We start from the raw sequence: 13,015 nt of genomic DNA, 5'->3' as shown, positions 1-13,015 counted from the left end.
GCAATACCGCATAATTGAACAAGAGTGATTTGCAAGTAAATTTTGCAGTGTTACCCAAGACATTTCACAGTAATCAAGGCGAAAGCCTGAAAATTAAAAAGGGGGTTATTCGATGTTTGAACGTGTTTTCAAGCTATCGGAACACAAAACCACAGTCAAGACCGAAGTCATGGCCGGTATCACTACCTTTATGACCATGGCGTACATCCTTGCCGTAAACCCGAGCGTACTCGGCTCCACCGGTATGGATACCACCGCGGTATTGCTGGCAACCGCCCTGGCATCCTGCCTGGGCACGCTGTGCATGGCGTTTATGGCAAACCTGCCGTTCGCGCTCTCTGCCGGCATGGGTCTGAACGCCTTCATGGCGTACACCGTTGTTGCAGGCTATGGCTACAGCTGGCAGGTTGCGCTGCTGGCCGTATTCATTGAGGGCCTGATCTTCATCGTCCTGTCGCTCACCAACATCCGTGAGGCCATCTTCAATGCCATTCCGCTGACGCTCAAAAAGGGTGTTTCGGTTGGTATCGGTCTGTTCATTGCCTTCATCGGTCTGCAGAACTCCGGTCTGTGCGTAGACTCCGCTACGCTGGTCGGCATCATCAGCTTCCCGGAGAATTTCCACACCGCGGGCATCTGCGCACTGCTGACGCTGATCGGTCTGTTCTTCACCGCAGTATTTTACACCCGCAAGATGAAGGGCGCCATCCTGTACGGCATTCTGCTGACCTGGATCCTCGGCATGCTCTGCCAGGTGACCGGCCTTTACGTTCCGACGCCGGACGCAGGCTTCTATTCCCTGTTCCCGAGCTGGGGCATGACCGACTTCTCCAAGCTGGGTCTGACCTTCGGGCAGTGCTTCAACGTGGATTTCAGCGCAGTCGGCATCGTAAACTTCATCGTTGTCATCTTCTCGTTCCTGTTCGTTGATATTTTCGATACTCTGGGCACGCTGATCGGTGTTGCCACCAAGGCGAAGATGCTCGATAAGGACGGCAAGCTGCCGGGCATCAAGCCCGCTCTGCTGGCAGACTCGATTGCAACCTCCGCAGGTGCAATTCTGGGTACTTCCACCACCACCACCTTCGTTGAGTCCGCATCCGGCGTTGCAGTCGGCGGCCGTACCGGCCTGACCGCTCTGGTTACCGGCATCCTGTTCCTTGTATCCACGCTGTTTGCACCGATCTTCACCGCCATCCCGTCCTTCGCAACCGCTCCGGCGCTGATCATGGTCGGCTTCCTGATGGTAGGCACCGTAACCGAGATCAACTTCGATCTGGACAACCTGACCGAGTCCATCCCGGCTTATCTCGCCATCATCGCTATGCCGCTGTTCTACAGCATCTCCGAGGGTATCTCTCTGGGCGTTATCTCCTACGTTCTGCTGAATGTTGCAGCCGGCAAGGGCAAGAAGGTTGCTCCGCTGATGTACGTTCTGGCAGTACTGTTCGTACTCAAGTATATCTTCCTCTAATTCAGAAATCGTAAAGATTGCAGAAGGCTGCCGAAGCTCGCTTCGGCAGCTTTTTTGTGGCATGAAAATCATGGTAAATATCAGAGAAAATAAGCGAAAACAGCGGAGATTGCAGTTGAACGGTGTCGATACTTGACAGAAAACGTAGGAGTTGGTAAAATATAAAACGACTAAATTTGGGCAGTATACCCGTTTATCTTGTATCCAAAGGAAAGGAGGCAGCGAATATGACACAGCAGCGCAAAAGGTGCGGAAAAGGCGGCTTTACTCTTGTAGAGCTGGTGGTTACGCTGGTCATTCTGAGCATTCTGTTTGCCATCGCTGTACCGAGCCTTCTGGGGTATATCCATCTGTCGCAGTTCCGAAAGAATGAATCGTACGCTAAGACCATGTATCTGTCGGCAGAATCCGAGCTGACCTACCTTCGTACCGGCGGTGAATGGGAGTCATTCTGCAGCAAGGTGAAGAAGGAAGGCGTGCTGAATCAGTCGTTTGATGAGTCGGATGAGGACCGGAAAAAGCTGGTCGGCCGTATTTACGGCATTCGTCTGGATGCAGGCGAATACGCAGAAGGCGAGCTGTCGGGTGACGGTGCGCTCGTCGGTGCGCTTCTTTCGCAGGATACCTACGATAAAAGTGTGCTGAATGCTGCAATCTGCATCGAAATCGACGTGGAAAGCGGTCAGGTTTATTCGGTTTTCTACGGCACAAACTGCAAGGGACTGTACTACGGATCGAATGAGGACAGCAAACCGGCGGATATGTCCGGCAGCTGGCTGGATATTGATTACAGCAAGCGCGACCGCGATACGCGCCAGAAAGAACGGCTGGGCTATTACTCGGTTCAGGATGCAGTCAATGCTGTCAGTCTGGATGCGACCAAGCTGAAGATCACCTCGATCAATCTGGTAAACGGTGAAACCCTGTCGCTGAACTGGTCGAGCAATGTGAAGGATCAGGATCTGGATAAGGTTTATTACGAGGTCAAGCTGTACAGCAGTGAGGATAAAGCACAGCTCCTGTCGATCAATATTCCGGGCAGGAATTTGAAAACGGGTTCGCAGTCGGTTGCGGTTACGACCGAGGACAATGCGACGAAGGATTATACCTTCCCCGTGGAATACGACCGTACCAACAAGCGGGCAACACTTGTGCTGGACGGTATGATGAATGCGAAGCTGTACGACCAGCTGGATAAGCTGTCCGCTGATAACGCAGCAGCCTTCCGGCAGAGCAGCGATACCAGCATCACGCGCTTCGGCGGCAAACTGGAAAACCCGCTGAATGTTTACGCAGCTGTGCAGGTATTTCCGGACCCGAATGCAGAAAACACCGGCGGTGAGGAGTATCAAAAGAGTGACGCTATCGAATCCAATAAGGCGAACACGCTTTTCGGTGACGGCACCCGGTCGAATAACAGCCGGTGCGAGATCGAAACCTTCCGTCATCTGTCCAATATCCGTTATATGGATACGGCGGCGGCATTTGCCGTTACCGCGCGTTCGCTGGACTGGACGAGCGACAGTGTAAAGGTTTACGGTACGGCAGCCCGCGGCGCGCTTTCGGTCTCCGCCGGCAAGGATATCGGCTTCCCGAGTATCCCTGCGCTGCGCAGCAATCAGACACTGGACGGCACAGGCGGTCTGCTGAACCGCATCGTCAGTGTTATCACCGGCGGCAACACCATCAGTAACCTGAAGCTGGATGAGGATTCGGTTGCCAGCGGCAGCGAATACCTCGGCCTGTTCCAGCAAAACGAGGGCAGTATCATCAACCTCAAGCTCGCAAATCCGTCGGTCAAGGTCACTTCGGATTCCCTCAAGGGCGTGGGCGCAGTCTGCGGCTTCAGCAGCGGCAGCCTGAAAGACAGCGAAGTCACAGGTGCGGCTGTCGATGTTAATCTGGCGGGCAGCACGAACGCGCAGGGCATCGGCGGTGTGGCCGGTGTGATTGAGGTCAGCGATTCTAAGTCAGTAATCAAGCTGTCTGCATCGGGTACCGTGACCGGTACGCTGCCGACTGGCGATACTGCGCGCGGTATCGGCGGTATTGCGGGCAGCCTGACAACAAACGGTGCCGCAGTCAAGACCCTGACCAACAGCGCCGCTGTAACGGGCAATCGCTCGGTTGGCGGCATTGCAGGCTATTTTTCCGGCAAGGATCAGGCCACGGGAAAAGATATGGCTGACTGCCAAAATGAGGGTCTGATTCTCAGCAGCATAGCCGCAGATGATCATTCGCTGGCAGGACATTATATCGGCGGCATTGTCGGCTACGCGCATAATGCGTCTCTTTCGGAATGCAGGAGCCGTGCTGGATATGCGGACGGCTACACCTATAAGCAGGAGGATCGAGACAAGCTGCGCGGCAGATATGTCGGCGGCATTGTCGGCTATGGCGAACAAAGTGTGCTGTATGACTGCGAGACCGAGGCAAACGGCTACGTTCTCGGCAGCGAGTATGTTGGCGGCATCATCGGTGCGCTGAATCAGTCTGATACGCAGACGGCACTGCTCAGTGAAAACGGCACCAGAACAACCGTTAACGCAAGCTATGTCATCGGCAATTCGTATGTCGGCGGCATCATCGGTGAGAATAAAGGCGGTTCGACGATCAAAAACTGCGTCAACACAGGTGTCGCTGCGGGATACAATGCGTATATCGGCGGTATTTGCGGTGCAAATGAGAACAAGGCGGCTATCATAAACTGTGCAAGCTATGTTTCGGACACCAATAATGCGATCTACAGGCGTGTCACGGACTGGGGAGCTGTCGGCAGCTATGCGGGCGGTCTGACCGGCTACAACAACGGCACGATCACCTTCAGCGACAAGGATAACGCAGTCTCCAACCGGAGTGTGGCGGGTATCGTTGTCGGCAGGCACTATGTCGGCGGTCTGGTCGGCTATAACGACACGGACGGCACGATTGACATCAATTACACGCTTATCGGCGGCCGTGTTGCCGCAACCGGAGATTGTGTCGGCGGTCTGGTCGGTCTGAATGCTTCGACGGAGCTGCTCGAGAAGAAGCTGACCATCAAGCCGAGCAGCGTACAGGGCCGGTATTATGTCGGCGGCGCGATCGGTGCGAATGTCGTTAACCCGGGAGAGAATGTCACGGTCAGCGGTCTCAAGGTCGATAACAGCCTTGGCACGGTCACTGCAGAGGCATTCTGCGGCGGTCTGATCGGTTATCAGCGCACCTACACGGAGCAAGACCGGGCAGGCGGAACGCTGTATGCGCTTCTGCCGGGCATCGCGGCAAACAACAGCAATGCGCCGGGAACGGTCAAGGCTTCTACCAATAGGCATACCATCACCATCACAGCGGACGGCAACAGTGCAGGCAGGCTGTCTGCGGTTTCCAACAACATGACCATCCGCGCGTATGCGTATGCAGGCGGCATTATCGGCAGCTGTGAGCCGCAGACCCGAATGAAGGTGGAGCACTGCCTGAACGCAGGCGGCTTTGACCGTCCGGCAGAGGACACCTTCCCGGACAGCAAGCTGAAAACCGGTGTGGATCTGGTGTCCTATCTGCAGGCGCAGAAGTACACGGATGCCGCGAAGGCACTCTCCGATGAGCTGGGCGGCGGCGAGCTGCGTGTTTCCGTCATCGGCGGTGTGATCGGCGTCAACGGTGAGAATCATGTGATAGAGCACTGTGCCAGCAAGGGTACGATGAACGGTCTGAATGCCATGGGTGGCGTGGTCGGTCTGAACGAGGGCATCATCCGCGGCTGCACGCTCTCCGGCAGCATGGGCAGCGCAACGCAGGATTATATCGGCGGTATCGCGGGTCTGAATGTCGGCGGCAGGACGGAGGGCACGATTGAAAACTGCACGACCGAGAAAAACTGCACCGTCACCGGACGGAACACGGTCGGCGGTATCGTCGGCTATAATCTCAGCGGCGGCAGGATACAGAACAATACCAGCAGCGCCAATGTCAGCGGTGCAGGCCGTGTCGGCGGTATTGCGGGCGAAAACGGCGGTGCGATCACGCTTTCGAGCACACCGGCAGGAAAGCGCCGTGTCAACGGCAGCGGCAGCGGTGTCGGCGGCGTGATCGGCGTGAATACCGCAACCGGCACGCTCAGTCCGGCAAGCGGCAGCGCACAGGGCGATGTCATTGCCGCGGATAACAGGCTGACCGTGCGCGGCAGCAGTATGGTCGGCGGTATTGCCGGCATCAACCGCGGCACACTCGGCGGCACGAGCATCAACTGCCTGACCAATCGGGCGGCAGAGGTCCACGCAGCGGCGGGCAGTGCAGGCGGCGTTGTCGGCGCGCAGGAGGGCGCAAAGGCTGTTCTGCGGTACGCGAAGAATCTCGGTCAGGTGACCGCAAATGTCGGTGCGGCAGGCGGCATTGTCGGCATGAACAGCGCGAGCAGCACGGTCGAGAACTGTATCGGCAACGGCAGCATCACCAGCAACGACGGCTATGCAGGCGGCGTTGCCAGCGAAAACTACGGTACGATCAGGAGCTGCAGCGTCGGCACGGCGGATAACAGGGTAACGCTCATCACCCGCAACAAGACTGCGGCAGGTGCGATCTGTGCGGTAAACTACAAGGGCGGTACGGTTCAGGGAGCGGTACTCGGCGATCATATCACGATTTCCGGCAGTGCATTCATTCTGGGTGCTGTTGTCGGAGACAATAGCGGTACGGTCACGGAAACCGAGGTTTCGCAGCAGCCGACATACAGCGTTTCCGCAAGCACGCTGCAGGTCGGCGGTGCAGTCGGCATCAATCGAGCGGGCGGTACGATCAGCAAGGTGAAGGTCACCTCGGATTTCGAGAAATTCACGAAGTATACCTATCTCGGCGGTGTAGTCGGTCAGAATAATGCAAGCGGCAAGGTAACCGAATGCACTTACTCCGGCACGATCGACGAAGGAAAGAGCGCGGTCGGCAACTGCTACGGCGGCATTGCCGGACTGAACGGCGGTCTGCTGCAGGGCAGCACCGTTTCCGGACTGACGCTGATGGCGGACGGTGTGTACACCGCAACCTCCACCAGCTCGGCGGCAGAGAAGGAACGCCTGTCCTCGCATATCGGCGGCATTGCAGGCAAGAATGATGCGACCGGCATCATCGAGCAGTGCTACATAGACAATACCGGAACCGGCACGATTACGGTCAAAAACGGCATGGTCGGCGGTGTGACCGGCTATAACAAGGGCACGATCACCATGTCCGGCGATAAGAGCACCGAAGCCTTGATGGAAAATGTCAGCAAGGTGAGCGAGCTGCTGGCGAATGCCAAGGCGCAGAAGCTGTCTGCGGATTCCACCTGGGTAAAGTGGGCAGACCGGACGGATGTGGAAAAGCTGTCCTACAACGGCGGCAGCAAGAGCGTAGCGGCAGAACGCACCATGCAGATCATCGTATCGAGCAACGGCAACCTCGGCGGCGTGGCGGGCTACAACGCGCCGACCGGTGAGCTGAATCGCTGCGTCAGCGGCAGCTGGCTGCTGGTCAACAAGTCGGACGGCATCGGTGTCGGCACCGGCGGTATTGTCGGCATGAACGAGAGCGAAAAGGATCTGTCGTTCCTGCTCAACTGCGCGTTTGTCGGCCGCCAGCTGAAAAAGCAGAATACCAGCCGCTTTGCGGGCGGTATCATCGGCACGCAGTCCAACAAGACCACAAGCGACTGGACGATTGAGAACTGCATCAATTATGGCACGGTTTACGGCTATCTGTCGCACTATTCGGGCGGCATTGTCGGCCAGTGGACGAATAACGGCGGTACGGTTGAGGATTGCTACAATTACGGCAATTTGCAGACCACTTATGCAGCCAACTGGGTCGGTGCATCCGGCGGTATCGTGGCACAGCTGTATCATGCGGCCTCCGGTCAGGATTTCAATATTCTGAGCTGCCAGAACCATGGCAGTATATATGGCCGCTTGGGTACCAACACGAGCCAAAGTGCAAATGACAGTGCCGGCATTCTGGGTAATATTACGGCGTATACGGCAAGTTCGGCCGCCATGGGACAGCAGTTCAATATCAATGTAGTGGACTGCCTCAATGCACCGGGTGTTAAAATTTATTCGGGCTCGATGGCTTCCGGTATCGTGGGCTTCTTCTCGGTCGATAACGCAACATCGAACAACGGTGCTTCCATCACGGCATCGACGGCGAATATCGTGCTGAATATCGACCGCTGCCGCAACTATGCGTACACGGACGATCTGGTGGGTACTAACTTCCGCGCCGGTATCTTCGGTGACCGCTACGGTTCGGCTGCGACACAGAATACTTATATCCAGAATTGCTATTCTGTGCCGATCAGGTCGGATAACGGCATTATTTCGTTCCAGACTGGCCGTTCTACGCGGCTGGATGTAAACCGGGTGGGCAATAACTATTATTTCTTTGATACATGGGGGCTGACAGAGAGAGGGAATACAGCTGGCATTACTTATAAAACGGACGAAGCGCGCAACAACGGTGCAGGTGAATCGCGGCGTGGTTATGCGCGCATGGCTGCATATGGTGAGTTTGACGGAAAATTCTATGCGGCGATTGTTGGTCCGCGTCTGGATCCGACTTTGAACTGGACACAAAATGAGGATGCCCGGACAAAATGCGGCATTTATTACAACATGACAGATTCTAATACAAGGGTTGAAAATGGCATCCTGATCAGCAAATTCAATGATGGTACGGAAAAAATTACCGGACGAATTCTGTTTGAAATGCCGCCGGATTATTCTTATGATCAGGTACGCACATGGAATGCAAACAGCCTAATGCCTGCCATTAGCCAGAAAACCGGCAAACTGAACAACCTGTCAGGCGGAAAGATCATGGACGATTATGTTCGTGAGGCATACCGCACCATGGAGCACGGCCAAAACAGCAAAAAGCTGGATGCCTCGTTCACGGTTGACTTGAAACAGCAGACAGACGGCAGTTTCGATGTATCCATCGAGGATACGGACCGTCCCCTGTACTACGAGGGTACAGTGCTCGTTGATGGCAAGGAAGTGCTGTCCAATCTGCGCTTTATCCCGAACCAAAAGGGACAGGGACAGTGGGACCCGAAGCTGAACGGCACACAGGTGTACGGCTCCGGCATCACCACCGGTACGTTCCAGCTGCCGGCAAGCCTTGCGACAGACACAGCAGGCAAGACCGTTACATTGTCGGTTCGTGCTGTCAGTCTGTTTGAGGATACCGCGCCTTCTGCATGGAAAACTGCGGCGACGCAGAATGTGTCGGTGCTGCCGACACCGGATGTCAATATCCGACTGGTGAGCCATTGGAACAATGGCGCTAAATACCAGATCTCGCTGAAAAACCTTGCGGATTATGCGGCCTTCAGCAACTGGAAGGTCACCTTCAGGCTTGGCTCGCAGACCGTGACCATTGATCAGAACAACCAGACCGCCGAGATCAGCGGCGACGATTTGAAGGAGCTGATCGTCACGGCAGCGGCAGGCATTACGAACGGCATTCAGCCGGCCTCCGTGACGGATACCATCCCGACCGACACGCCGAAGTACAAGCCGGACGGCAGTATTAACAAGCTGTCGGTATCGTACTCGGGCAGTACGGTGGATGATTGCACCGTCACGGCTGCACTGACGGTCAACGAGCCGCAGATGGAAACACCGCCGATTTACCGTATCGAGGTGCTCGGCACGGTTGGCACAAATGAGTATGTGTTTGCGTATGAGGATGTGCTGACCTCGGCGGGCAACACGGTTATGGCAAACTTCCGCGACCTGCCGAAGGAGTATTTCGCGGAGAATGTCACAAATCGTCGGGTGCGTGCATGGTACGCCGCCTCCGGTCTGGGACCGGTTTACACCTATGGCGATACCCGGCAGACCGGCGATGCACCCGTTACGCTGCGGACTTACAGCGCGGAGGGCGTTCAGCAGCAGGACAAGACCATTTACAGTCATGTTCTTGGCCATGCGAATGACTTTGCAAACTACATTAAAGCCGCGGCGCTGAACATCAAGCCGCTGACGGCACCGGAGCTGAACGACCCGGTACTGATACCGGAAGATAACGGCAGTATCAGCTACCGGTTCTCGTGGACGCAGTCCGGGCAGGGGACTGCAGCGCCGCACTACAGCGTCAAGCTGACCGGCATCACTGCGGCAGGCGCAAGAATCGGCATTCCGGTCAACGAGGTTTACGGTACGCAGGAGAATCCGAATACTTCCCAATCGTTCACCATCAGCGCGGACGACTGGCAGTACGCCGAGGTTGAGCTGACCGTTACCCGTCTGGGACAGGAATACGGCGAGGTTGGCCTGAGTACGACGAAGAAGTACGCTGTCAAGCAGCGCCTCGAGCGTCCGGGACAGCCATTGGTAATCAACCCGGATACCAACGAGCTGGAATACACCATTGGCTGGAGTGCCATCGGCAGCGAAAACGGCTGTGCAGGCTATCAGATTTATGTGCAGCCGGAGGGCGAAACGGCCGCTGCCCTGGGTGCGCTTGTGCCCGTCAGGGGCGGCACCTGCTCGGTAAGCCGCAGTCTTGAGGATTACGCCGGCAAGACCATCGACCTCTATCTGGTGGCGGTGGCTACTGATGATTCCGGCTACGCGGACAGCCCGAACGGTATCGTGTACACGATGACCGTGCCGATGCGTCTGAATACGCCGAGCGTCAAGTGGTCGTACAACTGGAATGCGACAGCAAACAACCCGATTCCGGCGGCCGGCTTCCGAAGCGGAGGCCTGCAGGTCACCGTTACGCCGGAGAATGAGGCCAGCGTACCGCCCGGCGGCAGCACCTATCTGCTGCGGGCAAAAATCACCGGGACGGACGGCACAACGGTGACTCACCCCGTTTCCGCAATGAGCGAAAGCGGCGGCAGCTACGTCTGCAGCCTGACCGATCTGGATACGAAATACGCAGGCTGTTCTGTACGGTTTGAGGCTCGTATTTCGCAGTCGGCGGGACAGGTAAGCTCGGTCTGGGTATCGAGCGGCGATGTGGTATTCCCGCGTGTGAAGCTGGAAGCACCGAGCGCGTCGCTGGCAAACGTGAATGAGACGCTTGCGGTCAGCTATGGCCCGATGAATCGTCTTATCAACACGGCAGAGTGGGATGCACAGCTTACCGCGCTCTCGTGGGACGAGGTGGCAGAGGCTGACCTGTATCGGATTGAATTGACCGATAAGGACGATAAATCCACGACTGTTACCGTCGATATGAGCGGGAATCTGCCGGAGATTATCATAAATGGTCAAAATACGTTTGCAGTTGCAGGGGATGACTGGTATACTGTAAAACAGGGCAGTGCGGTCAACGGCAGATACAGCCTTACCAATGGCAGCATTCGTTATTACAGCTATCAGCCGGATACCATGCTGCAGGTGAAGGACGGCACATTTACCTTGAAGCTGCCTAACATTTTCTCCGTGGTAACGCACGAGAATCAGACCCTGCAGCTGACGAATGGTATACAGATCAGCAGGGTAACTGTCATTGCGGACAGCAAGAGCGACCGTTATACGGAATCCGATCCTGCTGAGCGCAGATTTTAGTTACGAAGGGAGGCGGCAGACATGAAGCGGATACGTCAGGGATGGAACACCCTGCGGCGCAGCAGGCGAAGCGGTGTTTCGCTGATCGTAGCACTTTGTGCTGTCGCCGTCCTGATCGGACTTTCGCTCAGTATCGTGTATTCCTCATCCATGCTGCTCTCGCGGGCCAACCGCAAGATCGGCAGGGAACGCTGTTATCAGCTGGCGCAGTCCTTTGCACAGGTGCTGGACAGCGAACTGCAGGAATACAAAACAATAAAGCCGGAATTGGATACCAATTTTGCGCCGGAAGGCTGTTTCTACCGTGAAGTGAACAACATTTTAGCGGAAGATACGGGATTGGGTATTTACGATCCGGACCGTTCGGATGAAACCACTGCCTGCTATAATGCGGGTTCGACCGAGGATAACTACGGCAGGATTACGATTCTGCTCCGTGATGTTACCGATGTGCAGGACCCGATCACAGGCGATACCTTTGCATACGATGCTCGGAACGAAGGCACCGAAAAGGCAGAGCAGACAACCTTTAACAGACATCAGGTTTGGGTAGGCGTCAAGGCGGAAAAGGGAGCGGACAGCTACATGTACACCACAGAATACCGCCGAAAGGACAGTTTTCAGCCAATCTACACATGGAAAGGGGAAGACGGCGTCAGCGGACAGTTCCCGGTCTACTGGGTAAACGGCCGCTTTTGCCGAAGTGCCAACGGCGAGGAGCCGGTAGAACCCAAGGTCATTGGCGAGGGCAAGGATGCCCGCACGGAGCATGTGGAGATCAGCTATACCTATGATATCAATAATCCGACGTACAGCCGATACGAACCCATTCACAAGCCGGCAGCCCGGACAACCGGAGGTGCAGCCGATGAATAGACTGATTCGCGTGCTGCGCGACCGCCGGGGCGAATCCATGGTGGAAATTCTGGTTTCCACGGTGGTGTTCATGCTGCTGCTGGGCGCGCTGAACGGCGCAGTCGGCTTTGCCTCAAATGCGCAGCGCAAGTCGGAGCAGCTCCGCAGGGACGCGACCGAACTGCAGGAAAGCGTGCGCGGGAATGCAGAAGTCGCGGACGGCGAAGCTGCCACGTACGATTTTAAGGTGACGACGTCGAACGGCGAAGATACCGATATTGAAGCCTTCCACGTAAAGGTAAAAAAGCAGACCGTAAACGCCAAAACCGAGGACGGCAAAACCGTACCCTTCTACCGGTTTGCGAAGGGAGAGTGACGGCATGAAACGCATTCGCTCAATCCTGCGCGGCCGGGAAGGCATGACACTGGTGGAACTGGTGGTCGGCGCCGGACTGCTGTGTCTGGTCATCGGCATATTCAGTGCATCGCTGCGGCCGGCGGCCGAGGTATCGCGCCGCACGCAGGAGCTGAACAGCGCCGAGCTGATCGCGGACGACCTGCTCGAAACCGTGCGCAGCAAGGTGGAGACCGCCACGGATTACATCAAATGCTATGACAGCGGCACGGACGTGACGAATAAAACCGGCTCGTCCGAAGGCTCGGCGATCGAGTTTGGCTATGAGACCGAACAGGGATATAACGCGGCGGAGCTGCTGACGGCAGACGGCTGCGGACCAACCAAAATCGTGATTGCCGATAAGGACTCCGGTGAGCAGCCTCGAGTGGAAAAGGGTTATCTTGTCGAGCGCTATTATAAAGATGGCTACAGTCAGGATGCGGACGGCAATCCCATTGCCCGAGCCATGACGAAAACCTACGCAGAGGGCTTTTATATGGGCCTCCGCGCCGGACTGCATTTCAAAATCGACGAAGCAAAGCACACCGTTACCGCCACCGTGACAATTTACCGTGATAAGGATTTGACCGATAAAATCTATTCGGATTCGCTCATCATCGACCTGCGGTACGATATTCCGGTGAAAACCGAGGTAACGGCAACGAAAAAGCCGGCATAACGGCAATGTAATATGTGTAACTCTGCGGAGCACCGCCGCAGCTTACAGAGATAGAAAAACAAAAATAAAATTGG

Annotated in this window: 5 protein-coding genes; all 5 read left to right on the top strand. The window is 56.0% G+C overall.

The window, feature by feature from the left end; all coding sequences use genetic code 11:
• Positions 1-112 precede the first annotated feature (112 nt).
• The 5 genes from C7386_RS01535 (at position 113) to C7386_RS13590 (ending at position 12,941) form a co-directional block, all read left to right on the top strand.
• Positions 113-1,474, top strand: coding sequence for an NCS2 family permease (locus C7386_RS01535; protein WP_110435308.1), 1,362 nt, complete (start codon positions 113-115; stop codon positions 1,472-1,474).
• 227 nt (positions 1,475-1,701) lie between these two features.
• On the top strand, positions 1,702-11,010 hold the full coding sequence (locus C7386_RS01530; RefSeq protein ID WP_116704705.1) for a type II secretion system protein: 9,309 nt from the start codon (positions 1,702-1,704) through the stop codon (positions 11,008-11,010).
• Positions 11,011-11,031: 21 nt separating this feature from the next.
• Positions 11,032-11,886, top strand: a complete 855-nt coding sequence (locus C7386_RS01525; RefSeq protein ID WP_110435304.1) for a hypothetical protein — start codon at positions 11,032-11,034, stop codon at positions 11,884-11,886.
• Complete coding sequence (locus C7386_RS01520; protein ID WP_110435303.1) at positions 11,879-12,241, top strand: type IV pilus modification PilV family protein; 363 nt, start codon at positions 11,879-11,881, stop codon at positions 12,239-12,241. The genes C7386_RS01525 and C7386_RS01520 overlap by 8 nt, the downstream gene beginning before the upstream one ends.
• 4 nt (positions 12,242-12,245) lie before the next feature.
• A complete protein-coding gene (locus C7386_RS13590) occupies positions 12,246-12,941 on the top strand; it encodes a type II secretion system protein (RefSeq protein WP_207655831.1) in 696 nt (231 codons plus the stop codon).
• Positions 12,942-13,015: the final 74 nt, after the last annotated feature.

The organism is Agathobaculum butyriciproducens (genome assembly GCA_003096535.1).
In the GTDB taxonomy this organism is placed as follows: Bacteria; Bacillota; Clostridia; order Oscillospirales; family Butyricicoccaceae; genus Agathobaculum; species Agathobaculum butyriciproducens.
This window is presented reverse-complemented; position numbering and strand designations above follow the sequence as displayed.

Excerpts from the sequence above, each read along its gene's own strand:
- C7386_RS01535 (WP_110435308.1), top strand. The coding sequence starts at position 113 with ATGTTTGAACGTGTTTTCAAGCTATCGGAACACAAAACCACAGTCAAG.
- C7386_RS01530 (WP_116704705.1), top strand. The coding sequence starts at position 1,702 with ATGACACAGCAGCGCAAAAGGTGCGGAAAAGGCGGCTTTACTCTTGTA.
- C7386_RS01525 (WP_110435304.1), top strand. The coding sequence starts at position 11,032 with ATGAAGCGGATACGTCAGGGATGGAACACCCTGCGGCGCAGCAGGCGA.
- C7386_RS01520 (WP_110435303.1), top strand. The coding sequence starts at position 11,879 with ATGAATAGACTGATTCGCGTGCTGCGCGACCGCCGGGGCGAATCCATG.
- C7386_RS13590 (WP_207655831.1), top strand. The coding sequence starts at position 12,246 with ATGAAACGCATTCGCTCAATCCTGCGCGGCCGGGAAGGCATGACACTG.